Here is a 24,893-nt window from a genome sequence, read left to right as displayed (position 1 = left end):
TACCCGGCATGTCTCTCCCAAGGGCAGGATGGCATGAGGGCACAATGCGTCTGTGAGGACGCGGACTCAGGTCAGCAATGAGCAAAACAGGACCGGCAGCCGGACGTGCGGCTGGGTCAAAGCCTGCGGCTCATGCCGATACCAGACTGGAGAGACAGTCGCGTTCCTTGGGGGAAAGGAAAGAGTAAAAGGTTCCGCCAGGGCGGTCCATAAAGGTTGGGCCAGCAGGTCCCGACTATGGGCAGGTGGGGTATTCGCCGGAGCGGGGAGGGAAGGCGAATCCGGCGCTTCCACACAACCGCAAGTATCCGCCTCAAGCTTGGCGACGGTCGCGCAGCAACTCATGCTGCATGCCGGAGTATCTACCTCACGGGCCACCGTAAACACAGGCAATGCCTGCGCCAGTAGCGCGATGAAGAGGATGAGTGACCGGAACATGACAAGGAGAGTCTAACCTACAATACGGATAAAGCCAGCGGTGGTTGTCTGGAATCCACAGTCATAAGAGGTATACGATTGCGCCTTATTCCCTGCATCTTGCGGTCCGGTATAAGGCGGGAGTTCCTCAGGGCCGGAACTCCCGCAAGATTCTATACTGGATTAACCCTTGTGCACGCTGTGGCAGGCTTTGCAGTTGCCAGCTTCCTGGAGAGTCTTGGTGGCACCAGGCTTGCCATCCACCACGCCTTGGGCAGCATCGATGAGGGTGGAAGTCTTCTCCTTCCAGCTTGCTTCGTCGCCTTCTGGGGGACTTTCGGAAGGAAGGGTCTTGAAGTAAGCGAGTAGCTTCTGTGCATCTGCCGGGGTGCCTTTGCCTGTGGCGACTTTTGAATGCAGACTGTTGGTGCCTTTCATGGCTTCCTTCATGACGGTATCGATTTCGCCGGCTTTAGCAGCGGTGAGGGAGAGTCCGGTCAGGGCCAGGATGAAGAGGGTGGATTTCATCGTTTGGTTTATCGAGGGTGGGTGCTGGGTGTTGGATGGCCTGAACTGTCTCAGGCGTAGTTTTACTCAAACCGGATCACCGGTTCGAGAAAAAGGATTATCGGATAAAGTAACTCAAGTTTTCAAGTTCAACAGCAAGGTCCACGCTGTTGACAACCACATGCTCGGGCACATCAAGCACGGAGGGGGAGAAGTTAAGGATGGCCTGGATGCCGGCCTCCACCATCTGGTTGGTCACGCTCTGAGCGGCGCTGGCGGGCACGGCCAGGATGGCCATCTTGACCTGATTGGTGCGGATGAAGTCGGCGATTTCGGTGATGCCCAGGATCGGGATGGCCAGGTCAGGCTGGCGTTTGGGTGAGACATCGAAGGCGGCTACGACTTCGAAACCTTCCTTGCGGAAACCGCCGTAGCGCAGCAGAGCGGAGCCGAGATTACCGACGCCCACAAGGATCACAGGTTGCAGGCGGTTATGGCCGAGCACTTCAGAGATGGTGCTGCTGAGGACATCCACATTATACCCCAGGCCACGTGTGCCAAACTGGCCAAAGTAAGCCAGATCCTTGCGGAGTTGGGTCGGTTTTACACCAGCCGCTTTGGACAAAGCTTCTGAAGATACCGTATCCACATCATTCTCGCGCAGCTTGCTTAGGCATCGCTGATAAATGGAGAGGCGGTAAATAGATTTGCGGGGGATGTCTATTCTAGGCACTCGTGAAATTTCACGTTATTGGCTCGTTTGTCAATCAGTGTGCGCGGATTGCCCAGCGCAGTTTGGCCGGGCAGGAACGGGGGTTCTGACGCTGTTCTTCCAGGCTGGCGCGGACGACTTCGCGAGTGACCTCCGCGTATAAGCCAGTGTTCCGTCCTTCTTGGAAAGCTTTTTTGACGCGGCGGTCTTCCCCAGAATGAAAGGTCAGGATGGCGACGCGGCCTCCGGGTTTGAGGGCTGCGGGAAGGGCGCGCAAAAGACCATCCAGGACGGTGAATTCTTCATTCACCAGGATACGAATGGCCTGGAATACCCGACGCACGGTGGTATCCGCATCGTCTGCGGGAAGGGTGCGAGGAAGGGCCTGTCGTATAGTTTCCGCCAGGGCCTTGGTGCGGGTGATGGGAGATTGCTGTCCGGCTTTATACAAATGCCGGGCGATGAGGTCAGCCCGGGGTTCATCGGCATTCTCGATGAGAATCTGGGTCAGTTTCTCTATACTTATCTCAGCCAGCCATTCGGCGGCAGATTTGCCACGCTGCGGATTCAGGCGCATATCTAGGGGACCATCATGCTTAAAGGTGAAGCCTCGGGCGGGATTATCGATCTGCATGGAGGAGAGTCCCAGGTCGGCAAAAATGACATCGGCACCCTCAAGCCAGCCTTGATCAGACAGAGCTTTGGCCAAGCCGGCGAAGTTGCAGCGGCGGGCGGTGAAGGTATCCGTATTCATCCCCACGGCCCGGAGTCGTGCCTCAGTACGCTCCAGCTCAATCGGGTCCGCATCCAGGGAGAGCAGATGGCCACCCGGTTGGAGGCTTTGCCAGAGGGCGCGGCTGTGCCCGCCGTATCCGAGGGTACAATCGATAGCGAATTCTCCGGGCTGAGGTGCCAAGCATTCCAGGACTTCAGTCACCATGATGGGCACATGCTGGCCTGCCGGAGTCTTGCCTGAGGCCAGGACTTTGGCCACTTCCTGAGGATACTGATCCGCATTCAGTTCCTTATACTTTTGGTCAAAGCGGCGCGGATTCTTACCACTATACCGGGGTCGGCGTTTATGGACAGCCGGTGTCGGCGGAGGTGTGTCGGCCTCAGAGTTCATTGTATTTCAGGTTGTTGCCGCGGGCTTTGTCGGCGGGATAACGCAGTTCGTTGCGCTCCAGTTTGGCCTGCATGGCCTGGGCCAGGGGGATGTTTAGATTGTGGGCCAGCTCAAAGAGTAGGATGCCGACATCGGCGATCTCATCGGTGATTTCGGCGCGTTTATCCGTGATGACCTGCTGGGTCTGTTCCTGGGTTTTCCAGACGAAATGCTGCATGAGTTCACCTGCCTCAGCGGCGATGGCGACGGCCATGTCCTTGGGATTGTGAAACTGCTGCCAGTCGCGGGCATCGCGGAAGGCGCAGATGCGTTCAGTCAGGGCTTCGATGGTCATGGCGCATGAAACACCGCATCCAGCCGGAGTCCATGCAGAAGCATCGCCAAAAGCAGTGGCAGGCGTTATGGAAGATGAATGCATCGTTTCTGCCTGATTATTCTGCTGGGAAGTCTGAGTGCCTGCGGTCCTGCAAAGCAATCGCAGGTGGCGCAAGTCCAGTCCTGGAATCTCCTGGATGCAGCCTCCGCTGGTCAGTGGCAGCAGGCGGGCATCCCGGATGAGGGCAAGGTGGAAGTAAAGGGAGAGGAGCTGATCCTGAATGCGGGGCTGCCGATGACGGGGGCGAAATGGACAGGCTGGGATGCCGCCCTGCCTTCGACGGGTTATACGATCCAATATGAAGCCATGCGCGTGGAGGGAGATGACATCTTTGGCATGGTGACCTTTCCCGTGGGCAGCCATCAATCTCACGCAACCTTTGTCATCGGCGGCTGGGGCGGCACGGTGACGGGGATATCCAGCATTGATTTTAGAGATGCCGGGGAGAACCAGACGCGCGGAGAACAGCGCTTTGAAAACAACCGCTGGTATCAAGTGCGGGTGGAGGTGCGCCCAGATGATATTCGAGCCTGGGTAGATGGGCGCATCGTGGTGAATGCCAGCATTAAAGGCCGCCAGGTGACATTGCGGCCTGGATTTATCGACCACTGCCTGCCTTTTGGTTTTGCCACTTGGGGGACGAAGGCGCGAGTCCGCCGTGTTGTGATAGAAACGATTCCTTGAGGAAGGATCGCTTTTTGATTTAAGGAAAGGCTTTCTTGCAAGGCCCTGCCTCAGGCTCTTGAATGCGACCACGTTTTTTTCATGAGTCTGAATATCTACCAAATCTTTGCCCCCTTTATGAGGCGGTTCCGCCGAAGGCGATTTGAGATGTTTCGGACTACTCTGCACCCTCATTCCCAAGATCGAATTTTGGATGTTGGTGGCTATCCTGACTTTTGGACGCGGTATGAAGCGGTCGCAGGCGGGATTGACTGTCTGAATGTGCATGAAGTGGCGTGGGATTCTGCCAGCTTTCCAAAGCATGGGATCCGGGTCTTGGTCGGAGATGGCTGTGCACTGACGGCAGAGGATGGGGCATACGACATTCTGTTTTCGAACAGCGTGATCGAGCATGTGCGCACCTGGGAGGAGCAGCAGGCATTTGCCAGAGAGGCGAGACGTGTGGGGAAGGATCTGTGGATTCAAACGCCTGCCTACGAATGCCCGATTGAGCCGCACTATCTGGGGCTTTACATTCATCATCTGCCTAAAAAATGGCAGAGGCGGCTGATCCGCTGGGTCACGCTCTGGGGCTGGGTGCAAAGGCCCACGCAGGAGCAGATTGACTCGGAGATCCACACTCTGCGGCTGATCTCGCGGAAGGAAATGGACATCCTGTTTCCGGACTGTGAAATCCTGACGGAAAGGCTGCTGGGGATCTTCCCCAAATCCTATATCGCTGTCCGCAAGGGCAGGGCTGACAGGCGCTGATTGCGGAGGTCGGCGAGTGTGATGATCCCTGCGGTTCCCTGCTTGCAAGCGGGGGATGCTGCTGGCAGTATGCGCGCCCACCCTATCATGGCCAAGAAAGCAGCATCCAAGAAACCTGAATCCCTTCATCGTAAACACAGCGCCATCGTCGTGGACGGTGTGGAGCGGGCACCGAGCCGCGCCATGCTGCATGCGGTTGGCTTTAAGCGGGAAGACTTTCAGAAATCGCAGATCGGTATTGCCAGCACCTGGAGCATGGTCACGCCCTGTAACATGCACATCGACCGGCTGGCCAAGGAAACGGCCAAGGGTGTGGATGCGGCTGGCGGCAAAAGCCTGATCTTTAACACCATCACCATTTCCGACGGTATCTCGATGGGGACTGAAGGGATGAAGTATTCCCTGGTGAGCCGTGAGGTGATCGCGGATTCGATTGAAACGGTGGTGGGCTGCGAAGGTATGGACGGCTTTGTGGCCATCGGCGGTTGTGACAAAAACATGCCAGGCTGTGTGATGGCGATGGCCCGGTTGAATCGCCCGAGCGTGTTCGTCTATGGCGGCACCATCCTCCCTGGTTGTGTGGGCCATGAGAAAAAGGATGCGGATATTGTGACCGTTTTTGAAGCCGTGGGTAAGCATGCCAACTGCCAGATCACGGATGCGGACCTGATCGACATCGAAGAGAATAGCATCCCCGGTGAAGGCTCCTGCGGCGGCATGTATACGGCGAATACGATGGCCAGCGCCATTGAGGCCCTGGGCATGTCCCTGCCAAACTCCGGTGCGCAATCGGCCGTGGGCGATGACAAACTGATCGACTGCTTCGACGCCGGTGCGGCCGTCATGAACATGATCAAGCTGGGCATCACCCCGCGTGACATCATGACGAAGGAAGCTTTTGAAAACGCCATCACGCTGATCATCACGCTGGGCGGCTCCACCAATGCGGTGCTGCATCTCATCGCCATGGCCCACAGCGCGGGCGTGAAACTGACGATTGAGGACTTTGTCCGCATCGGCAAGAAGACCCCGGTGCTGGCGGACCTGAAGCCTAGCGGCAAATATTTCATGAATGACCTGGTCAAAATCGGCGGCACAGTGCCGTTGATGCGCATCCTGGTGGAGGAAGGTCTGATGCATGGTGACTGCCTGACCGTGACAGGTCGGACGATGAAAGAGAACGTCAGGAAGTCCAAGATCGTGTGGCCGAAGAGCCAGCAGATCGTGCGGCCGCTGAGCGACCCGATCAAGAAGGACAGCCACCTGGTCATCTTCAAAGGCAACCTTTGCCCTGAAGGCGCCGTGGGCAAGATCAGCGGCAAGGAAGGTCTGACCTTTACGGGCAAGGCCATCGTGTTTGAATCCGAGGAGAAGGCGCTGGAAGCGATCCTGAATGACAAGGTGAAAAAGGGCCATGTCATCGTCATCCGCATGGAAGGGCCGAAGGGCGGTCCAGGAATGCGCGAGATGCTGAGCCCGACCTCCGCCATCATGGGCAAGGGCCTGGGCAAGGATGTGGCGCTGATCACGGATGGCCGTTTCAGCGGTGGCAGCCACGGTTTTGTGGTGGGTCACGTGACGCCGGAAGCGTTTGTCGGTGGTCCGATCGCAGTCATCAAGAATGGTGACAAGATCACCATTGATGCCGAGAAGCGGGCGATCACTCTGGGCATTCCGGCCAAGGAACTGGCGGAGCGTCTGAAAAGCTGGAAGCAGCCGAAGCCGCGCTATACCCGTGGGGTGCTGGCCAAGTATGCTGCGCTGACGACGAGTGCCAGTGAAGGTGCTGTGACGGATAAGCAGTTTTGAGGTTTTAGCGGTCACGGATCGAGATTCCAGTTTTTACGGAGGTGATTCTGGAATTTACGGCTGCCTTTATTGAGGCGGGATGATCTCAGGATGGGGAGGAAATGCGTTTTTTCCCCATCTGGGGATTTTGGGTTGTAAAGCCTTGATCATCAGTGGGTTGGGCATGGGGGTGATTTTCCCCATGGAGGTCCCCATCGTCCCCATGGGGAGGGGAAGAGTGGTAATTTTGACTGAATTTCAGGGTGGTTGATGGGCATGCGTGTTTATGTTTAATGATGTTTTTGGATGTTTGGGGTTGCGAGGAAGACGGCGGTGTGGGTTGCTATGGGGGTAAACATCGGGGCGGGATGGCGGGGAATGCAAGGGGGTGATGGGGCGACTTGGGCTAAGTGGGGGGTGGAGTGGCTGGGGGGCTTGGGGGGGCTTCGATGGTGGGCTGGTGGTAAGAGGGCTGGAGGGGCTTCGGGGTGGCTTCCGCTCAGGGGACTGAGCGGGCTACTTTTAGTGGAGGGGTATTTGGGGGGACGGGCTTGGGGGTGGAAGAGGGCTTTTTTACAGGATTAACAAGATGGCAGGATTGACAGGATTTTTGGGAGGGGGCGTTTCGGATAGGTCCGATGGGACTAATGAGTCCTATGGGCTTGAATGGTGGGTTTTTGAATGTCGATGGAGAAGTGGGCTTTTCATGGCGGACGGGGCGGTTAGAACGGTCTTGCGCGGGACGCACAAGACGGCAGGCGAGGACGCCCGCGCTCCATGGGACAGGCGCTTGCGCTTCTGGGGACAAAGGTGCTGTCGTACTTTTACTTTATGTTTTGGGTGGAAATACTTTAGGGAGTGATTGACGTGAGTGTTGAAAAGCGTAGAGGCGGAATATGCGTCATTGCTTTGCTTTTTTAACGGTTGTGTTGGTTTCCATCGGATGGGTTTCTGGGCTCAGGGGCCAGGAGGCGGTGCAAACTGGGGCGGCGGGTGCTGTGGGGAAGATCCGGGTGGTGACGCGTGATCTGGAGCCGTTCTCGTTTGAGAAAACTGGCCGCCGGGTGGGATATGCGGCGGAGCTGTGGGACCAGGCGGCGCGGGAGACGGGCGTGCAGTATGAGGTGAAGGTGGTCAGCAATGCGCAGGAGATCATTGATGCGCTGAAGAACAAGACGGCGGATGTGGGCGTAGGGGCACTGAGCGTGACGGCGCAGCGTGAGGCGGTGATTGATTTTTCGCAGCCGTTTTATGAGTCGGGTTTGCAGGTGCTGGTTGCTGGAGCCGGGGGAAGTTTTGCGGATAATATCCTGCCGATGCTGGCGAATCTGTTTAACCTGGAACTGATCGGCATGTTTGCGCTGCTGCTGGCGACGATGTTCGTGATCTCACATTTGGTTTGGCGCTATGAGCACCCGGTAAACGGGGACCAGTGGCCAGAAAGCTATCGTACGGGCATGTGGGAATCCTTTTGGTGGACGATCAGCACGCTGCTGGTGGGCGGGGCGGACAACAAAGGGCCCGTGGGAGTGGGCGGACGGATCGTGGCGATTGTGTGGATGCTGCTGAGCATCGTGCTGGTGTCTTTGTTGACGGCTTCTTTTACCACCACGCTGACGATCAATACGCTGAAGGGGGATATCAATGGACCAGGGGACCTGCCGGGCCGGAAAGTGGCGACGGTGAAAGGGAGCACGGCGGAGACGTGGCTGACCGCCAAAGGTGCGAAGGTGCAGCCGGAGGCGACCATCGGCGAATGCATCGCGGCGCTGAAGGACGGGAAGGTGAATGCGGTGGTGTATGATGCACCGGTGCTCCAGTATGAGGCGGCAAAGACGCAGGATGAAAAGCTGATGATGGTGGGGCCGGTCTTTGAGCGGCAGAACTATGCCTTCGCCCTGCAGCAGGACAGCTTGTTGAGAGAGCGGCTGAACCAGGCGATCCTGACCCTGCAGGAGCGTGGGGTGAGCAATGAATTGCGGACGAAGTATTTTGGTGAGGACCAGTAATACGATTTAGCGTGATGGACTGGTGGAATCGCGGCAGTTCGGGCGTCGCGCTGCGACGTGATGAGTGAAGGCGGTGCTGGGGGAGAAACCGCGCTTTTAAAAGGTGCGGCTAAAATGCGGACGCCGCTCTGCGGCTGGGGAAAGAGGGATGGGAATGCCTATCAAACTCATGAGGACTTAGGCTTGAGTCCACCAGCCGGTGTGGAGAAATCGTGAGCCGGATCAATGGCGGGGCATGGGCGAGCTAAAGCTCTGGAGTACTTTAGTTGTGGCTTGTGTTGGCCCGGCGATTTGATGCCACGTATTCTTTTATCAAGCCATTGGGCTTGGTGAGAAGGTGGAGTGATCAGGGGGTGGGGACTTCGATGCGGAGGCGGGCGAAGCGGCGGGGGTGGTCTTCCATGGGGGGATGGATGCGGACTTTGACAAGCTCCGTCATAGTATCGCCGGTGGGGGTGGTGGAGATGACTTCTGGAGAGTTTTCCAGGGGCTGCCAGTCATCCATGCGGGTGCTGGTTTCGATGATGTAACTGATGTTGGAGGGATTGAGGATGAGGCGGCGATAGCTGAGAATGAGGTGGTTTTTACCTGTCTCGGGATGCTTCTCAAAGGAGAGGGTGGGAAGGGTCTGACCGGAGGTGCTGCCTGAGGCATTGAAGGCGTATTCCAGGAGGGAGGAGAGGCCGTTTTGGTTGGTATCCGCCAGTGGGTCTGTGATGCGGGTGACGGTCCAGGTGGTGGTGTAGATGTTGGGTGGGATGGCTTTGTCCGCCGCCGTGAGGGTGAAGGTATTGAGGCCTTCCGAGAGCGGCAGGGCGGGGGCGGCCCAGGTGGTGGATGCCTCCGTGGAGATGCTGATGATGTCATTGACCGTGAGGCTGCTGATGCCGCTGAGTGCATCGCTGGCGGTGCCGCCTAAGCTGACATTGGCGTGGGAGGTGACGCTGCCGGCGGGCGCGCTGAAGGTGATGCTGGGCGGGGTGGCATCCTGGGTGGTGCGCTCGACAGAGGACCATTTTCCTGCGGCACCGCTGAGGCGGGAGCGGGCGCGGTAGTGGTAGAGCTTGCCATCAATGAGGTTGGGGAAGGTATGCGATGGGGTGGAAAGGAATCCGCTGGAAGCTGAATCGCTGAAATCGGACTTGGTGGCGCGCTGAAATTCATAAGTATAGTCGTCCCCAAGTGATGAGCCGGTGATCTGATTGGTGGTGCCGCCGGAGAAGGGAGGCTCGGGATCAATCATGAAGTCTGCGACCTCGACGACATTGATGAGGCTGGAGAGGCCGAAGATGGAAGGGTCGTCAGGGTCTTTGGCCTTGAGGCGGAGGGCTTGGCCATTTTCCAGCAGGGTGATCTGTCCGCTCCAACTTGAAAAGAGGTAGGGGCCGCTGGTTTCCGGACTCAAGGGGATTTCGACATCGGCGCGCTGAAGGCGGAGGTTGGGGAGGCCGTTGTAGGCGAGGGATTCGGGGTTGGTGTCCGTCCAGGTTTGAGGGTCGCCATAGATGCTGTCAGTGCGGAAGGCGAGGGTGCGGTAATCAGAAGTGATGGTGGTGCGGGTGGTGCCATCGGTGCTGTAGTCACTATTATTGAAACTGAAGTCCACCATGAGGTTGCTGGTGCCATCGTAGTCGAAAGGGGTGGAGAAAACGAACCAGGTCCAGCCGGGGGTGGTGAGGGTTTCATCGCCTGTATGGACGGTGGTCCAATCTGTGGATTCCCAGGTGAGGCCGCCGTTGAGGTAATCCGTCTTGGTGGTGTGACGGAGGCGGATGGTGAACTGGGTGAGAGTCTGGCCGGGAGGGAGATTGACCTCCAGGGCGAGGGCGGTGAGACGGCCTGCGGGGCCAGCCTCGGCCGGGGTATAGATGCACTGGGTGCGGGCATCGTGGTAATTGGTGGAGAGGGGAAAGACCCAGGGGTAAGTGCCGGTGCCGGTGAGGGTCTCTGGCTGCTCCACCTGGGCGGTCAAAGGGGTGCGTGATTCGTAACGGGCGAGGGGGATGTCGTTTTCATCCACGGCCGTGACGCGGACGGGGAAGGGGACGCCCCGGGCTACGGCAGGCGGGGTGGGATTCCAGACGAAATGGTGAAGGGGGCCGACGACGGGGGTGGTGAAGGACCAGACGGGGCCGGTGCGGGTGACGCTGCCACGGCGTGAGATGACGCGCCAGTGATAGGTGGTGGCGGAGATGAGCCGTGGGAGGGGGAGGGGCCAGGTGGGAGAAGTGGTGGTGCCGAGGAGCTCTGAGGGGGAAGCCGAGGTACCAAAATAGACCTGGTAACTTTCTGGGATGCTGCCGCTGTGGGGATCATACTCCCAGGCGAGGCCGGTATTGGGCGGGGAGGGGTTTTGACCATCGGCGGGGCTGGGCAGGACGGGAAGGGCGGGGACTTCATCATCGGCCACGCTCATGGAGGAGGTGGTGCTGGTGAAGCCAGGACTGCTGGCGGTGACCTGGACGGTCTGGTCCCCATCATTGAGGTCATCGTTTTGCAAGATGAGATCAAAGGCTGCTGAAGAGGAGCCTGCGGGGATGATGATGGAGGCGGGGAGGGTGAGCTCAGAAGTATCCTGGCTGAGGAGGGTGACGGTGAGGGGGACGGCGAGGATGCCGGAGGTGCTGACACTGGCGGCGGCAGGGAGAAGGCCTGCGCTTTCCAGGCGCTGTGCAGGCAGGGTGAGGGTGAGGAGGGTGTCCTCATTGTCTGTAACGAGCAGGGTGGCCTGAGCGGATGGCCAACCGGTGACGGAGGCGGTGAGGGTGACTGACTGGGTGCCATCTAGAATGGCATCATCCGGCAAGGTGAGGGGGAAAGAGATGCTCTGCTGGCCGAGGGGGATGCGGATGGAGGCGGGGGCCTGAAGCTCGGTGGTATCGCTAGACAGGAGTTGGACGAGGATATCTGCGGCGGCGGGAGCGGGAAGGCTGATGCTGGCCAGGCCCTGGACCTCGCCACTGCCTTCCTGAAGGGTGGTGGGGAGGGCGAGGGAAAGGGTGGCCTGTTCATCATCATGGACGAGGATGGTGGCGGTGCTGGTGGGATACTCAGCGGCCGTGGCGGTGAGGGTGATGGCCTGACTGCCATCGGCGAGTGCATCCTGGATGGCGGAGACATCAAAAGTGGCCTCTTCCTCCCCGGCGGGAATGGTGACGGAATCCGGCAGGCTGAGCTCCTGGCCTGGGCGGCTGGAGGTGAGGGTAACGGTGAGATCTGTGGCGGGGGCGGGTGTGAGGGTGACCTTGGCCTGGGCTGTTGCACCGCCTTCAGTGATGGAGGATGGGAGGGTGAGGACCATCTGCTGCTTGAGGGAGCCGACCATCTGGATGTCATCCAGGTTCCAACCTGAATAGGGGTAGGTGCCGCTGCTGGCGACCTGATGAGTCCAGCGGATGTAAACGGCAGGCTGGCCATCGGCATAGCTGGAGAGGTCATGCTCGGCGAGAGTCCATGCGTTGTCGCCAAAGGCGGTGGTGCCATTGGACCAGACGGTATTCCAGGTGCTGCCGTTGTTAGAAACTTGGACGGTGGCATAGACCCAGGTCTGGTAGTCGGAATTCAGCCAGCGCTGGTAGCGGAGGCGGATATCCCGGTGGCCGGTGAAGTCGAAGGGACCTGCGGTGAGGTATTGAGGTGTGCCGACAGCGACGGAGTAATCACCGGCCAGATTGATGCCGAGTACGTTGTTTCCTGTGGCCCCTTTTTTGGGGTCTGGATAACCGTAGGAATTGCCGCCGCCGCCCAGTGGGGGGCCGAATTGCCATTCGCCATCGCGGGTCCAGCCGGGATCTGTATCCAGGGTAAAGTCATACACCGGGACTGAATTTGCCTGAATGACGATGCTGCGGGTCTGAGTGCGCCCGGTGCCGGTGTTGGCGACGGTCAGGGTGGCGATCTGAGTGCCGGAGGGCAGGTCATTGGCCAGATCATTGAGGGTCACAGTCAGGGACATTCTTTCACCTGCCGAAAGGATGCCGGTGGGTGGGGAGATGGTGACCCAGGGCTGGTTGACGGAGGCTGTCCACGTGGCGGTGGATTGGGTGTCATTACTGACGGTGTAAACTTTTGATGAGGGGGTGAAGGGGCCGCCGAGGTCACCGACGGCGATGAGGTTATTGCCGGGGGTGACGAGGATGTCATCGGCGGCGAGGAGGGCGCTGTGAAGATTGAGCCGGCCACCGGTGGCGGTCTTGCCGGTAAGTGCGGGGATGACATCGACGGTTTTAAGAATCAGGTCGCGGATGTTTTGAGCGGTGAGCGAAGGACGGAAAGCCTTGAGCAGGGCACATGCTCCGGCGACGTGGGGACAGGCCATGGAGGTGCCGCTGTCGTATTTGTATCCGCCGCCGCGCGCGGTACTGTAAATGTCCTGGCCGGGAGCGCCGAGGTCTGTGGAGACGGGGCCGTAATTGGAGAAATCCGCGAGGGTATCCTGGCGGGTGGTGGCGACGACGGAGATAAGATTGGTGCTGTTATACCGGCCCGGGTATTCGGGGTAGTATTCGACGTAGGAGGAGCTGTTTCCTGCGGCGGCGATGAATAGGATGCCAGCGGTGCCTGCCGCATCAATGGCAGCCTTCATGGCCTGAGAGGATTCCCCGCCGCTCCAGGAATTGGAGGTGAGAGTGACGCCGAGTGCTGTGGAATAAGTGATGGCTTCGACAGCATCGGAAAGGCTGCCGTTGCCTGCGGAATTGAGGAATTTAAGGCCGATGAGGGAGACTGCCCAGTTTACCCCGGCAACGCCGGTGCCATTGTTGCCCGCTGCGCCGATGGTGCCTGCACAGTGGGTGCCGTGGCCGTTGTCATCCTGAGGAATGGCGTCGTCGTTGACGAAGTCCCAGCCTTTGGTGTCATCAATGTAGCCATTGCCATCATCATCAATGCCGTTGCCTGCGATTTCGTTGGGATTGGTCCAGAGATTGGTAAGGAGGTCTGGATGGGTGAGATCGATGCCGGAATCGATGACGCCGACTTTAACGCTATGGCTGCCGGTGGAGAGCGTCCAGGCTTCGGGGGCATCGATGTCTGCATCGGCGAGGCCACTGTTTTGGCCGGTGTTGTTCATGCCCCAGAGATCGCCAAAGGAGGCATCATTAGGGACGGTATTGGCGCTCATGATGTAATCCGGCTCGGCATAGAGGACGAGGGACTTCATCTGGCTGAGGCGGGCGACCTGCTGGGGGACGGTCTTAAGGTCTGGCTGGGAAAAAGCGACGAGCCAGGTGCCGGAGGCGGGCATTTTCCGGCGGATGGTGGCCCCATCGGCGGCGAGTGCTGCGAGGAAGCTGGCTTCACTGATCTTGGGATCGGCAGTCTTTACCAGGACGTGATCTCCGACCATGGCCACCTGCCGGACCAAGCGGTCTCCGTGAGGGCCACGGACCAGTTCATCCTCGACCCGCAGGATGGGGTATTTAAAAGAGGGATCGCGGATCAGGCGAACACGTTTGACCTGCTGGATGCCATTCACCTCCTGGACGGTTTCTTTTTGGGCCAGGACGATGTTGTTGGCGAATTTATCCTGCTTTTGAGGGGGCTCCTCTAATTTGACGGTGCCGTTTTGAGCTTTCGGGAAGAGCGGGGGAACGGAGGTTCGAGGTGGGGCGGGATCGGTAGGCCGGTCCATCGTAGATGATTTGCCCTGAACTAGCTGGCTGGCGAAATTCCGCTCCGGCTGTGGGGATGGCCACGTCTGCCAAGCTGCGATGCCCAGAAGCGCCAGGGCCGCCACCGTGAGGAGACGTCTGGCGGAGTTTTTCATGCAGGAAGAGAGTGGGGACGGTCTAGGGTGGTTAGGCTAGTGGTGGAGGCCAGCTTTCAAAAGGTTACTTGAACTGGGGTGTGTCTGTAAAGACAGTAAATGCAGCCCCGATTTTATACTTTCAAATTAATGCGGCTATCGCAATGAGGCAGGCGGCAATCCAGTCTCGCATACCCAGGCGGTCTGCATCACCGGTGAAGCGGATGAGTTTAAAGACGGCTCCGGTAGGGCATCCATATTTGCAATAGGCCAAGGGGGTAAAGAGAGAGGCAAGCAGGCCGATGAGGGCGATGGCGATGCTGGCCCAACCGGCGACGCGGAAGACATAGGCATCGAAGGGTTCCAGATCATTCAGATCGACGGCCCAACCAAAAATGACGATGAGGAATACCAGTGCTAGAAGCAGGAAGGGCAGTCGGGATAGCCCTCGGTCCAGCCAGGCGGGTATTTTCCACTGCCAGCGCAGCCGCCGGGCCATGAGCTGTTGCAGGGCACCATGCGGGCAGATGTGGTGACAATAGAGCTGCTTGCTAGTGAATACGGGGCCGAGCAGGGCGACGGCTGCGAGGAGCATGAGGCCAGGAGCACTGCGCCAGGGGGTGCCATGGGCGGCCCAGCCTGCGAGCAGGCCCTGGGAAAGAAGCTCGCCCGCAATGAATCCGGTGTAAATGACGAGCAGGGTGTGGTGCGTGTGGCGCACCCAGGTGCGACCACGAAGGCGGGTGAAGGCCATGATCAAGGCGGAGGTGATGACCGCGAGATGTCCCCAGTCCTGCCAGCGCCAGTGCACCTGGCGGAGCCAACCTGCGGACCGCTGCTCCAGGAGATTTTGAGCGCGTTTTTTCAGGCCTTCAGCCATGGACCAGCTTGTTTCGGTGGCCCCGGAGACGCCTTCAATTTTCGCTTTATCGAAATCCAGGGTAGCGAGTTCTTCCACGGAACGGTTGTTGAATAGATTCAGGAAGTATTGATCCCCGGTGATGTAACCGACATAACGTTTAGTATCGTAACTGCGGCGGAGGGCGATTTTCTGCAAAACGCTGCCTTGGGCATCCAGCAGCATGAGGGTATCCGTCGGGCCTTTATAACCGATCAAGGTATCCGTGACGGGGGAGGTGCGGACGGCCAGAGCGATGGGTTTTTCTTCAGCATTGAGAATCTGAAAACCGCCAGGATACCCGGTGGAAGGCTGCATGGAGGCGGCCTCTGGCAGCAATGACTGCACCTCAGCCAGGGTGATTTCATCCGGGAAACGCAGGGAGGTGCCTGCGGATTGACCGAGCTTGCCCATGACGCCTTGTGCAATGGCGGCGCTGGTGAGGGTGGCTCCGGTGACGATGTGGAGGGGGCCTGGGGGGCGCTCGCGTGTTTTGGGATCGGGAATGAACTGTTTAAAGAATTTCCGGTCGGCAATCACTTCGGCGAGATGGTCTGAAGTATCGTGACTTTTTAGCACGCGAATGCCGGTAAGCACGCCCTCAGTATTAAAGACGAGCAGGGAATGGGTGGGGCCGGAATAACCAATGATTTTGTCAGATTCTGGCGCGGTGGTGGCAACATAGCCGAGCAGTTTTTCCTGGGTATCCAAGACGGGTCGCCAGCCGCTGGTGGGAAGGGGCGTTCCGAGGGTGGCGGCGGCAGGGAAGAAATCCCGGATGCGTTCGGGTTCCAATGCGGAGACAGCTTCCTCAGCGGCCCGTTGCTGAACGGCCTCCCGAATGACGAATACCGCAGCCACCAGCAGCCCAATCCGCCAGAGGCGGATAAGGGTGGAACGATATGGCAGTGCAGGCATGCGGGGCAGAGGGTTTGTCTCCCATTTTATCGGCAGAGCGATTGGCTATAGAAGATCAGGCGCGTAGTTTTTTCACCTCATCGGCCAGGATTTCCAGGCCCTCCTGGACGATGTGGGCTGGCTGGCTGTAGGTGAGGCGCAGGCATTCATGGGGGTGCCGCCACTCTTCATCCAGGCCGAAGGCGAAGTAATGGCCAGGGATGACGAGGACCTTGCGGGCCTTGAGTCGGCGGTAGAGTTCAGCCGCAGGGATGGGCAGGTCTTTGAGCCAGAGCCACAGGAAGAAGGCTCCTTCCTGGGCATGGAGAGCCCAGGGGACCTTGTCCCCCAATGCGTGGGAGAGGGCGGCTTTGGCCGTGTCCGAGCGTTCTTTGTAAAATGGGCGGATAACCTCGCGCCCCAGGCGCAAAAGCCGGTCATCCTGGAGCAGCGGCGCGATCAGGGCCTGGCCGACATTGCCATTGGCCAGGGAGACGATGGCGTTCATGTTGGAGAGCGCTTTGACGATGGTGGGATCCGCCACGATGACCGAAGTGCGCACACCGGGCAGGCCGACTTTGGACAGACTGATGCTGAAGACCATGCCGGGTTCCCACTTGGGACGAAAGCTGCCATGGATGACATCCGGGAAAGGGTGCCCGTAAGCATTGTCGATGATGAGGGGAATGCCATGCTGGCGGGCCAGATCACGGAGTTGGTTAAACTCCGCCTCCGTGAGGACGTTTCCAGTGGGATTGGTCGGGCAGGAGACGCACATGGCGGCGATGTCCGGCGTCAGCCGCAGGCGGTCAAAGTCCACATGATATTTGAATTCGTGAGGCCCCTGTTCGGTGATGACCGGGCGGCAGGCGATGAACTGGCCCTCCGTCAGTGCCTGGTTGGCGTAACCGATGTAGTCTGGCAGGAGGGGAAAAAGAATGCGTTTTTTACCCTGCGGAGTGTCGCCTGCCAGCAGATTGAAGAGCAGGAAGAAGGCGCTCTGGCTGCTGGGCATGACGGCGATGTTTTCGCGAGTGACGTCCCAGCCGCATTCGCGCTTGAGGAAAGCGGCGAAGATTTCCCTGAACAGGGGATTGCCTCCTGGGGGATCGTAATTCAGCAAGGTTTTGTCCAGGCTGCCATCATCCAGCATGGCCTGCATGCGCTCGCGCCAGAGGGCCTGGACCTCAGGAATGGCGGCAGGCTGACCACCGCCGAGCATGCGCATATCCGGGGTGACTGAGAGGGCTTCCCCCAGGTCATCCATCAGTTCCTGGATGCCGCAGGGACCGGAGAGGCGTTGGCCGATGTTGGAAAAGATGGACATGATGGAATGGCGAATGATGAACGCAGGATGATGCTGCATGCGAGTTCATTCGTCATTCGACATGTGGATTCGTCATTCCACATGCGTGGAAATCCAGCCGCGGAGGTCAAAATCGTCTGCGACTTTTTCGAGCTGCCAGCGGCCGTCGGCATTGAGGCGGAAGGTGCCGATCCATTTCTGATGCCAGGATTCCGGCTCGATCATGCTTAAGTGATGTTTTCCTTCGACGGCATAAAGGTGATAGACTTCCCCGATGACGGGCTCAAAGCCGAAGTGGGCCTCGTAAATGAGCTTGTTCCAATTGAAGGAGTCGATGACCTTGAGGTATTTTTCCCGCAGTTCGATGAGTTCCTGCTGGAGTTCCCGCTCCACGCGGGAGACGCCCCGGCTTTTAAAATTGGTCAGGTCCTGGGGAATGATCTTTGCCCCAAGACGGGAGGAGGGGTAGTGCAGGAAATTGCCGCGAGGGGCAGTCTGGGCGAGGTCGCTGTCGATAGGGTCATGGGCCATGGGATCGGGAGTGGTCCCTTCTTTACGACACGGAGGGGCATGGCGGTTTGAATTGAAAAAAATCCGGGATGATATTACATTGATATTTATGCCCCTCCGCCCCGCCCTTTGCCTGAGCCTGACTGTCCTGCTCAGTGCCTGCATCTCCAGTACACCCACGGCTGAAAAGCTGGATGAACTGGAGCGCAACGTGCGTGCGGAGTATCGCCAGGAATATGTGATGCTGGAGGATCAGCGTCGCACCGGCACTCTTTCTGGAGAGGAATACACCATCGCCAAGAGCGCGCTCGACAAGCGAGTGCAGAACCGGGTGGATACCATGGCCTGGAGTCGGCATGCGCTGGTCCAGAGCGATATGAAGGCCCATGCGATCCCAACGCCCGACAAGCCTCAGAAGAATCTTCCTCCGGGTGTGGGCACCCTTCAGGGCTCCGTGTACAATGCCCAACGCCAGAACGGCATCGGTAATCAGGCCATGGGTAATTTGATGCAGGAACTGGGCGGTACGGACTTCAATCAACGCCGGGCAGGCACTCTTTACGACCAGTGATCCCCGTCGCCATGCGTGACGGAAGGCTGGATACCCTGGCTGCAAGTGTGATCAGTGAGACTTTGCACAGCCTGCCTACGACTGTGAGGGAGGCCGCGAAGGCCTGTGTCATTGAGCCGGTTTTCATGTCCGACTGCATTGCCTGCAGGGAGGAGATCGAAGATGACTTGCTGGGTCTGTTTGAAGGTTGTTCTTTGCTGGATGGCGAGCCTGGCACACCGGATCAACTGCCGCGCATCCGTCTTTTTCTCGATAATCTGTGGGATTATACCGAGGGCAATACGGAGACCTTTAAAGACGAGGTGCGCGTGACCCTGCTGCATGAGCTGGGGCACTATCTGGGCTATGACGAAGAGCAGGTGGAAGAACGCGGACTGGGCTGAGCTGATGGGCCGGATGCAATCCGTATTCGACTTTTGCCAGAAGTCGCTATCTTCACCACCCCATGTTTCGCGCTGCTCTCACTGATCGTCTCCAGGCTGCTTTCACCGCCGCTGGCATTGCTTTGCCAGAAGGCTTTTCCGTTTCTGTTGAACTGGCATCCGATACACGATTTGGGGATTACCAGAGCAATGCGGCTATGATCCTGGCCAAACAGCTCAAGACGAATCCGCGTGCCCTGGCAGAGCAGATCAAGACGGCGCTGCCGGTGGATGAATTGTGCAGCGAGGTGAGCATCGCAGGTCCTGGGTTCTTGAATTTCCGCATCAGCCCTGTGGCCCTGGCTACGAAGGTGCAGGCTATCACCGCTGACGCAGGTTGCGATGTGGTGAAAGTCGCACAGCCGAAGACCATCGTCATCGACTTCAGTGCGCCGAACATCGCCAAGCCCATGCATGTGGGGCACATCAGGAGTACGTTCATTGGGGATTGTCTGGCCCGTGTTTCGCGTTTCGTGGGGCATCAAGTCATCACGGATAACCATGTGGGGGACTGGGGCACGCAGTTTGGCATGATCATTCATGGCTGGAAGACCCAGCTGAACCATGAGGAACTGAAAAAGCACCCGATCCAGGAACTGGTGCGCACTTATAAGCTCATCAATGCACAGGCCAAGGAAGACGAGGCTGTGCTTACCCTGTGCAAAACTGAACTGGTAAAACTCCAGCAGGGTGATGCGGAGAATCTGGAGATCTGGAAGGAATGCGTCCGCCTGACGCTGGTGCAGCTTGAGGAGGTGTATGGCACCCTGGACATCGAGTTCGACCACTACCTGGGTGAGAGTTTCTATAACGACGCCCTGGCCCCGCTGGTGACGGATCTGCTGGCACGTGAAATCGCGACCCTGAGCGAAGGCGCGGCAGTGATCTTCAGCGATGGAACCGTGGGAGTGGATGACGATCCCTTCATGACCCGTGACCGGGAGACGAAGGAGTGGAAGCCGCTGCCTTTGATCATCCAAAAATCCGACGGCGGTTTCCTCTATGGAACGACCGATCTAGCCACGATCAACTACCGTGTGCAGGAATGGAAGGCGGATGAAATCTGGTATGTTGTGGGTGCGCCGCAGCAGCTCCATTTTCGCCAGGTTTTCGCCGCAGCGAAGCGGATGGGTCATACCACCGAGATGACGCACATCGCCTTTGGCAGCATACTCGGCCCGGACGGCAAGATGTTCAAAACGCGGAGTGGTGAAACGGTGGGGCTTCTCGAGGTCATTGAGGAGGCGATCGAACGCGCCCGTGCGGCGGCGGATGAAAAAGAGCAGGGCCTTTCAGATACGGAGAAGGACGAGATCGCTCGCATCATCGGCGGCGGCTCGGTCAAGTATGCGGAACTGAGCCAGAACCGCCTGACGGACTATAAGTTTAGCTGGGACAAGATGCTGTCACTACAGGGGAATACTGCGCCTTATCTCATCAATGCGTATGTGCGCACGCGTTCCATTTTCAGAAAGCTGGAAGGTGGCAATGTCACGCTGACGACTGATGTGGAGCTAACGGAACCGGCGGAAATCGCCCTGGCGATGAAGCTGGCTCAGTTTGCCGAAGCGACGCATGACGTGCTCATTGATCATCGCCCGAATACCCTGGCTAACTACTTGTATGAACTGGCGAATACGTATCACAGCTTCTATGAAGCCTGCCACGTGCTGAACAGCGAAGGCACGGTGCGCAATACGCGTCTAACCTTGTGCGAGGCGACCAGTCGCGTGCTGAAGACGGGCTTGGGGCTGCTGGGCATTCAGACCACGGAGAGGATGTGATGCGGGAACTCCTGCCAGATATTTTTAGGCCTTCGTTTTGCAGGCAAGAGTGCCCTCATCACCTTATCCTCCATGCTTCTTGATCACCTGGATGAACTCGGGCAGGTAGGTCTGAGCTTTCTTGTCGCCGACGCCGCGGATCTTTAATCCGGCCTCAATGCTCATGGGCTTGAGGCGGGTGAGGAACTCCAGGGTCTGATTGCTGAAGATGACATATGGGGGCACGCCTTCTGCCATGGCGAGGACATTGCGGTGACGTTTTAGTTTTTCAAAAAGCACGTCATCGAATCCTAGTTCGCGGGTAGAAATTTCGGCTGGAGTAAGCTTTGCGCCGGGTTTGAGCGGTTGCTCCACTTTAGGCGTGGTATTCGGCCACATCATCCTGACGTTGGCGCCTCGCTTCATCACATCGGCACCTTTGACAGTGAGGGTGACGATGGGGTATTCCCCGGAACTGGTTTCGATGAGGCCCTGCTTTTCCAGTTCGGCAAAAAGGGGATGCAGGGCGTTGATGCCCAGGTGCTTGAGCAGGCCGTAAGTGGTGAGCTGGTCGAGCCCGGCATCGACGATTTCCTTGGACTTGCTGCCGACGAGCATCTGGATAATGCGACCTTTGCCAAAACGACCCTCCCAGGTGCCATCAGCACGGCGGGTGGACATGCGGGCGATGCCGCTGAGGGCCTGACGCAGCAGGGTGACCTCCGCCGCATCTCCCTCGCGGGCGATTTGCACACCGCTGCGGCGGCAGACATCGCAGGTGCCGCAGGGCTGGCTTTCTGTCTCGCCAAAGTAGGCCAGGATCTGCTCCTGACGGCAGCGCTGCTCGTCATAGCAGAGGTCCACCATGGACTTCAGCTTGGAGCGGTCGCGGCGTTCTTTTTCACGCAGGGCATCCACATCGAATTTGAGGTTTCGCGTCAGGACCTGAGGCTGGAGCAATCGCGTGCCGCGGATGCGTTTGCCGGGAATGTCAAAGCGCTCGATGTAACCCGCACGGCCCAGATGGCTGAGGGCGGAGCCGACGGCCATGCTGTTTTTGAGACCGGAGCGGTCCGTGATGTCGTCAATGCTCAGTTCGACTTCATGACGCTCATCAGCCGCATTGAGCAGGGTCTGATAGATGCTCTGGATGGTGTCGATGGTGGGGTTGTTGCCATCAATGAAGAAGTCCTGCGTCTTGGTATCGGCAAAGTTAAAAAACAGCTCGCAGTGTGACGGCTCTCCATCGCGCCCGGCGCGTCCAGCTTCCTGATAGTAGGCCTCGACACTGCCGGGGATATCGTAGTGAACGACGAAGCGTACATCGGAGCGGTCGATACCCATGCCGAAGGCATTGGTGGCCACGGCGACATCGTGCTTTTTGGAAATGAACTTGTTTTGCCTATCCTCGCGCTCCTTGTCATCCAGGCCGCCGTGATACTGGATGGCGCGGATGCCAAATTCGCGCAACGCATCGCCCACCTCTTCTACGCGCTTGCGGGTGGAGCAGTAAATGATGCCAGTCTTGAAGTCCTCGATGATCCTTTTCAGCCGGGTGTATTTGTCATCGCCTTTTTTGGTGTGGGTGATGTGGAGGCTGAGATTGGGCCGCTGAAATCCGCGAATGGTGATGAATGGATCCCGCAGGTTCAGCACGCGGCAGATGTCATCCCGTACTTCAGGTGTGGCCGTGGCGGTGAGTGCGACCACTTGGGGGCGGCCCAGCGCCTCCAGCGCCTCGCCTAACCGGAAGTAATCAGGGCGGAAATCATGCCCCCATTGGGACAGGCAGTGCGCCTCATCCACCGCAAACAGGGCGATTTCCACCTGCTGCATGGTATTGAGAAACATGCGGCTGCGAAACCGCTCCGGGGCCACATAGACCAGACGGTATTCCCGGCGTTTTAGCGCGGCGATGCGCTCCTGCTGCTCGCTGAGGGAGAGGGTGCTGTTGATGAGGGTGGCGGGAATGCCGCGCCGCTCCAGCGCATCCACTTGGTCCTTCATCAGGGCGATAAGCGGACTGACGACGATGGTGACTCCCTCCATCACCAAAGCCGGGAGCTGATAGCAGAGGGATTTCCCACCGCCTGTGGGCATGATGACCATGGTGTCCCGCCCACTCAACACATTGGCCATCACGGTTTCCTGGCCGTCGAGGAATTCACGAAAGCCAAAGTACTTCCGCAACGCCTCGCGGGCGTCATGGATGGGGGTGGAATTGGCGATGGAGTCGGTTTCGGTCACGTGGCTGCTATTCCCTTGCAAGGGAGAGCGGTTTTGTCCATCGGATCACGAAATTTAAAGAGGGACAAGAAGAGGGCGAATTCGTACGTTCTTGTGTGGCCAAGTCGTCCTGGGCTTGGTGTTCACCCGTAACAAGCAAAACTAGCACCTGTCATTATGAAAACTCTGTTCTCCATTCTCGCCCTGAGCGCGATGGCCAGCTTCGCCGCTGCCGCCCCCGTCAATACCGAATGCCCCGTGAAAGAAGGCAAGCCTGTGAAGGCTGAGCTGACCACCACGCACAAAGGCAAAGAAATCGCCTTCTGCTGCAAAGGCTGCGTCAACAAGTTCAAGGCCGATCCTGAAAAGTACGAAAAAAATCTCAAGTAATCTTGGGAACGTGTTTTTAAAAAGCGAAGCCGGGTGACTGGCTTCGCTTTTTTTGGGGGGTGTTTTGTAGTCCCGGCTTTAGCCGGATTGGATCCGATGAGCCGGCTGAAGCCGGGACTACAAAACGAAAGCAGTTGCCCTGTGCTGTAGAAGAGATTTTTTTAGAGGGGATGTATGCTTGGAGAAAGTGGACTGTGGAGATGCGGGACCAGGTTTTGGCTTTTCGCCAGCGCCAGCAGCGTCCTTGGCATGGGCCACCCCACTTCACCGGACAGCAAACGAATCAATACATCATCACAGGCACTTGCTATGAACATGCTCCGGTGATTGGCCAGTCTTTGGATCGGCTAAGTGAGTTTGCCATTGTTTTACAACAGACATTTTCAGACCATGGAGCCTTCATCAATGCGTGGTGCTTGCTTCCGAATCATTACCATGTGCTCTGTATCACTGATGATTTGAGAGGCTTGGCATCTGCACTGGGGCGGTTGCATGGTCGAGTGTCCAGGCAATGGAATCTCCAGGATGGTGCCATCGGCCGCCAATGCTGGCATCGGGTTTCAGATCGCGCCATGCGAAGCGAGGCCCATCTATGGGCGACCGTGAATTATATTCATCACAATCCTGTGAAGCATGGCTATGTGAGCCAATGGACGGACTGGCCATGGTCCAGTGCACATGATTATCTTGAGAATGTGGGACGGAAAGAGGCCGTGCGTTTGTGGAGGGCTTACCCTTTGGGCGATTATGGAACGGGGTGGGACGATAGCTGAGTCCTGTTTGGTAGTCCCGGCTTTAGCCGGATTGGATCCGATGAGCCGGCTGAAGCCGGGACTACAAAACGATAAAACCTCAAGGCTTCGGCACCTTCTTGAACTCACGTGTCAGCGTGGTCAGTGAATCTTCCACGCCCATGCGTTCCAGGCTGCTGGCACCGACGAAACCATCGGCGCTGGTTTTGCTGAGGATGAATTCGACATCCTTCGGCGTATTGATCGGGCCGCCGTGGGTAAGGGTGAAGACATTGGGGTTCACGCTTTTGGCGGCATCAATGATGTCCTGGGTCACCTTGACTGTGTGATCCCAACTGACGACGGCATTGGTGACGCCGATGCTGCCACCCACGGTGGTGCCGACATGGGCAATGATGGCATCGGCCCCGTTTTTGGCCATTTCGATGGCTTCCTCAGGGGTGGCCACATAGACGATGCTAAACATGTCCATCCGTGTGGCCAGGCCCACCATTTCAAATTCCTTCTGCACGCTCATGCCAGTTTCCTCCAGCACACCGCGGAAGTGGCCGTCCACGATGGTGTGGGTGGGGAAGTTGTTCACTCCTGAAAAGCCCATCTCCTTCACCCGGCCTAACCAATGCCACATGCGGCGGCGTGGGTCTGTGGCATGGACGCCGCAGATGACGGGGATTTCTTTGACGACGGGTAGCACCTCGTATTCGCCGATCTCCATGGCGATGGCGTTGGCATCGCCATAGGCCATCAGGCCGCAGGTGCTGCCATGCCCCATCATGCGGAAACGGCCGCTGTTGTAGATGATGATGAGGTCCGCGCCGCCCTTTTCGATGAACTTGGCGCTGATGCCCGTGCCTGCGCCGGCGGCGATAATGGGCTCACCTTTGGCCAAAGTGGCTTTGAGGCGGTCCACGACTTCCTGCTTCGTGTAGGGATTTCCGGTTCCGGTCCAGGGATTGGGCATAAAGTAAAGTGAGCGATGGTTTGCGATAGCTGCCTGTGGGTTGCCGCCGTTTGATAACTGCGGCCAACGTGCGAAGCACAAG

Annotated in this window: 20 protein-coding genes; 9 read left to right on the top strand and 11 right to left on the bottom strand. The window is 58.2% G+C overall.

The window, feature by feature from the left end; genetic code table 11:
• Positions 1 to 66: 66 nt before the first annotated feature.
• The 5 genes from EI77_RS01665 to EI77_RS01645 all read right to left on the bottom strand — a co-directional run bounded on the left by EI77_RS01665 (position 67) and on the right by EI77_RS01645 (position 3,096).
• Positions 67 to 438, bottom strand: coding sequence for a hypothetical protein (locus tag EI77_RS01665; RefSeq protein WP_133793014.1), 372 nt, complete (start codon positions 436 to 438; stop codon positions 67 to 69).
• Between the two features lie 162 nt (positions 439 to 600).
• Positions 601 to 945: a hypothetical protein gene (locus tag EI77_RS01660; RefSeq protein WP_133793013.1), complete on the bottom strand. Its 345-nt coding sequence runs from the start codon at positions 943 to 945 to the stop codon at positions 601 to 603.
• Positions 946 to 1,042: 97 nt separating this feature from the next.
• Positions 1,043 to 1,657, bottom strand: a complete 615-nt coding sequence (locus EI77_RS01655) for a redox-sensing transcriptional repressor Rex (RefSeq protein WP_133793012.1) — start codon at positions 1,655 to 1,657, stop codon at positions 1,043 to 1,045.
• 34 nt (positions 1,658 to 1,691) lie between these two features.
• Entirely contained in the window at positions 1,692 to 2,762 is a 1,071-nt protein-coding gene (gene rsmH / locus EI77_RS01650; protein ID WP_133793011.1) for a 16S rRNA (cytosine(1402)-N(4))-methyltransferase RsmH, read from the bottom strand.
• Positions 2,752 to 3,096 (bottom strand): nucleotide pyrophosphohydrolase, encoded by a 345-nt coding sequence (locus EI77_RS01645; RefSeq protein WP_133793010.1) that lies wholly within the window; start codon positions 3,094 to 3,096, stop codon positions 2,752 to 2,754. The genes rsmH and EI77_RS01645 overlap by 11 nt, the downstream gene beginning before the upstream one ends.
• Positions 3,097 to 3,174: 78 nt before the next feature.
• On the opposite strand from EI77_RS01645, the gene EI77_RS01640 reads away from it, so the two are divergent.
• The 4 genes from EI77_RS01640 (at position 3,175) to EI77_RS01625 (ending at position 8,369) form a co-directional block, all read left to right on the top strand.
• The gene (locus EI77_RS01640) at positions 3,175 to 3,822 is read left to right on the top strand and encodes a LamG domain-containing protein (protein ID WP_133793009.1); all 648 of its coding nucleotides are present in this window, start codon (positions 3,175 to 3,177) and stop codon (positions 3,820 to 3,822) included.
• Positions 3,823 to 3,969: 147 nt separating this feature from the next.
• Complete coding sequence (locus EI77_RS01635; protein WP_166646962.1) at positions 3,970 to 4,572, top strand: class I SAM-dependent methyltransferase; 603 nt, start codon at positions 3,970 to 3,972, stop codon at positions 4,570 to 4,572.
• Positions 4,573 to 4,641: 69 nt separating this feature from the next.
• Complete coding sequence (ilvD, locus tag EI77_RS01630) at positions 4,642 to 6,381, top strand: dihydroxy-acid dehydratase (RefSeq protein ID WP_243838636.1); 1,740 nt, start codon at positions 4,642 to 4,644, stop codon at positions 6,379 to 6,381.
• Positions 6,382 to 7,286: 905 nt separating this feature from the next.
• Entirely contained in the window at positions 7,287 to 8,369 is a 1,083-nt protein-coding gene (locus tag EI77_RS01625; protein WP_166646961.1) for a transporter substrate-binding domain-containing protein, read from the top strand.
• A gap of 346 nt (positions 8,370 to 8,715) precedes the next feature.
• On the opposite strand, the gene EI77_RS23950 is transcribed toward EI77_RS01625, so the two are convergent.
• The 4 genes from EI77_RS23950 to EI77_RS01605 form a co-directional block, all read right to left on the bottom strand.
• Entirely contained in the window at positions 8,716 to 14,136 is a 5,421-nt protein-coding gene (locus EI77_RS23950; protein WP_133793006.1) for a S8 family peptidase, read from the bottom strand.
• Between the two features lie 121 nt (positions 14,137 to 14,257).
• On the bottom strand, positions 14,258 to 15,931 hold the full coding sequence (locus tag EI77_RS01615) for an FMN-binding protein (protein ID WP_133793005.1): 1,674 nt from the start codon (positions 15,929 to 15,931) through the stop codon (positions 14,258 to 14,260).
• 55 nt (positions 15,932 to 15,986) lie between these two features.
• On the bottom strand, positions 15,987 to 17,237 hold the full coding sequence (locus EI77_RS01610) for a valine--pyruvate transaminase (RefSeq protein WP_243838635.1): 1,251 nt from the start codon (positions 17,235 to 17,237) through the stop codon (positions 15,987 to 15,989).
• A 72-nt stretch (positions 17,238 to 17,309) separates the two neighbouring features.
• Entirely contained in the window at positions 17,310 to 17,747 is a 438-nt protein-coding gene (locus EI77_RS01605) for a DUF2452 domain-containing protein (protein ID WP_166646960.1), read from the bottom strand.
• 88 nt (positions 17,748 to 17,835) lie between these two features.
• Here EI77_RS01605 and EI77_RS01600 point away from each other — a divergent pair, with 88 nt between their 5' ends.
• The 3 genes from EI77_RS01600 to argS all read left to right on the top strand — a co-directional run bounded on the left by EI77_RS01600 (position 17,836) and on the right by argS (position 20,503).
• Positions 17,836 to 18,297 carry a hypothetical protein gene (locus tag EI77_RS01600; protein ID WP_133793003.1) on the top strand — a complete coding sequence of 154 codons (462 nt, stop codon included), beginning with the start codon at positions 17,836 to 17,838 and terminating at the stop codon, positions 18,295 to 18,297.
• Positions 18,298 to 18,308: 11 nt separating this feature from the next.
• On the top strand, positions 18,309 to 18,680 hold the full coding sequence (locus tag EI77_RS01595; RefSeq protein WP_133793002.1) for a metallopeptidase family protein: 372 nt from the start codon (positions 18,309 to 18,311) through the stop codon (positions 18,678 to 18,680).
• A 62-nt stretch (positions 18,681 to 18,742) separates the two neighbouring features.
• Positions 18,743 to 20,503, top strand: coding sequence for an arginine--tRNA ligase (gene argS, locus EI77_RS01590; protein WP_133793001.1), 1,761 nt, complete (start codon positions 18,743 to 18,745; stop codon positions 20,501 to 20,503).
• A gap of 63 nt (positions 20,504 to 20,566) precedes the next feature.
• Here argS and EI77_RS01585 read toward each other — a convergent pair whose 3' ends face one another.
• Entirely contained in the window at positions 20,567 to 22,729 is a 2,163-nt protein-coding gene (locus tag EI77_RS01585) for a RecQ family ATP-dependent DNA helicase (protein WP_243838634.1), read from the bottom strand.
• Positions 22,730 to 22,885: 156 nt separating this feature from the next.
• On the opposite strand from EI77_RS01585, the gene EI77_RS01580 reads away from it, so the two are divergent.
• Together EI77_RS01580 and EI77_RS24165 are read left to right on the top strand one after the other, a co-directional pair.
• On the top strand, positions 22,886 to 23,098 hold the full coding sequence (locus EI77_RS01580; RefSeq protein ID WP_133793000.1) for a YHS domain-containing protein: 213 nt from the start codon (positions 22,886 to 22,888) through the stop codon (positions 23,096 to 23,098).
• Positions 23,099 to 23,268: 170 nt separating this feature from the next.
• Positions 23,269 to 23,871: an REP-associated tyrosine transposase gene (locus EI77_RS24165; protein ID WP_425606503.1), complete on the top strand. Its 603-nt coding sequence runs from the start codon at positions 23,269 to 23,271 to the stop codon at positions 23,869 to 23,871.
• Positions 23,872 to 23,950: 79 nt separating this feature from the next.
• Here the strand turns inward: EI77_RS24165 and EI77_RS01570 are convergent, their stop codons facing one another.
• Positions 23,951 to 24,811 (bottom strand): phosphoenolpyruvate hydrolase family protein, encoded by an 861-nt coding sequence (locus EI77_RS01570; protein WP_133792999.1) that lies wholly within the window; start codon positions 24,809 to 24,811, stop codon positions 23,951 to 23,953.
• Between the last annotated feature and the right edge of the window lie 82 nt (positions 24,812 to 24,893).

The sequence above is a fragment of the Prosthecobacter fusiformis genome, assembly GCF_004364345.1.
Taxonomy (GTDB): domain Bacteria; phylum Verrucomicrobiota; class Verrucomicrobiia; order Verrucomicrobiales; family Verrucomicrobiaceae; genus Prosthecobacter; species Prosthecobacter fusiformis.
The sequence above is the reverse complement of the archived record's forward strand: the minus strand, read 5'-3'. Positions and strand labels throughout refer to the sequence as shown.

Coding starts and splice junctions, on each gene's coding strand:
- EI77_RS01665 (WP_133793014.1), bottom strand. CDS start 438: ATGTTCCGGTCACTCATCCTCTTCATCGCGCTACTGGCGCAGGCATTG.
- EI77_RS01660 (WP_133793013.1), bottom strand. CDS start 945: ATGAAATCCACCCTCTTCATCCTGGCCCTGACCGGACTCTCCCTCACC.
- rsmH (WP_133793011.1), bottom strand. CDS start 2,762: ATGAACTCTGAGGCCGACACACCTCCGCCGACACCGGCTGTCCATAAA.
- EI77_RS01645 (WP_133793010.1), bottom strand. CDS start 3,096: ATGACCATCGAAGCCCTGACTGAACGCATCTGCGCCTTCCGCGATGCC.
- EI77_RS01640 (WP_133793009.1), top strand. CDS start 3,175: ATGCATCGTTTCTGCCTGATTATTCTGCTGGGAAGTCTGAGTGCCTGC.
- EI77_RS01635 (WP_166646962.1), top strand. CDS start 3,970: ATGTTTCGGACTACTCTGCACCCTCATTCCCAAGATCGAATTTTGGAT.
- ilvD (WP_243838636.1), top strand. CDS start 4,642: ATGCGCGCCCACCCTATCATGGCCAAGAAAGCAGCATCCAAGAAACCT.
- EI77_RS23950 (WP_133793006.1), bottom strand. CDS start 14,136: ATGAAAAACTCCGCCAGACGTCTCCTCACGGTGGCGGCCCTGGCGCTT.
- EI77_RS01615 (WP_133793005.1), bottom strand. CDS start 15,931: ATGCCTGCACTGCCATATCGTTCCACCCTTATCCGCCTCTGGCGGATT.
- EI77_RS01610 (WP_243838635.1), bottom strand. CDS start 17,237: ATGTCCATCTTTTCCAACATCGGCCAACGCCTCTCCGGTCCCTGCGGC.
- EI77_RS01605 (WP_166646960.1), bottom strand. CDS start 17,747: ATGGCCCATGACCCTATCGACAGCGACCTCGCCCAGACTGCCCCTCGC.
- EI77_RS01600 (WP_133793003.1), top strand. CDS start 17,836: ATGCCCCTCCGCCCCGCCCTTTGCCTGAGCCTGACTGTCCTGCTCAGT.
- EI77_RS01595 (WP_133793002.1), top strand. CDS start 18,309: ATGCGTGACGGAAGGCTGGATACCCTGGCTGCAAGTGTGATCAGTGAG.
- argS (WP_133793001.1), top strand. CDS start 18,743: ATGTTTCGCGCTGCTCTCACTGATCGTCTCCAGGCTGCTTTCACCGCC.
- EI77_RS01580 (WP_133793000.1), top strand. CDS start 22,886: ATGAAAACTCTGTTCTCCATTCTCGCCCTGAGCGCGATGGCCAGCTTC.
- EI77_RS24165 (WP_425606503.1), top strand. CDS start 23,269: ATGTATGCTTGGAGAAAGTGGACTGTGGAGATGCGGGACCAGGTTTTG.
- EI77_RS01570 (WP_133792999.1), bottom strand. CDS start 24,811: ATGCCCAATCCCTGGACCGGAACCGGAAATCCCTACACGAAGCAGGAA.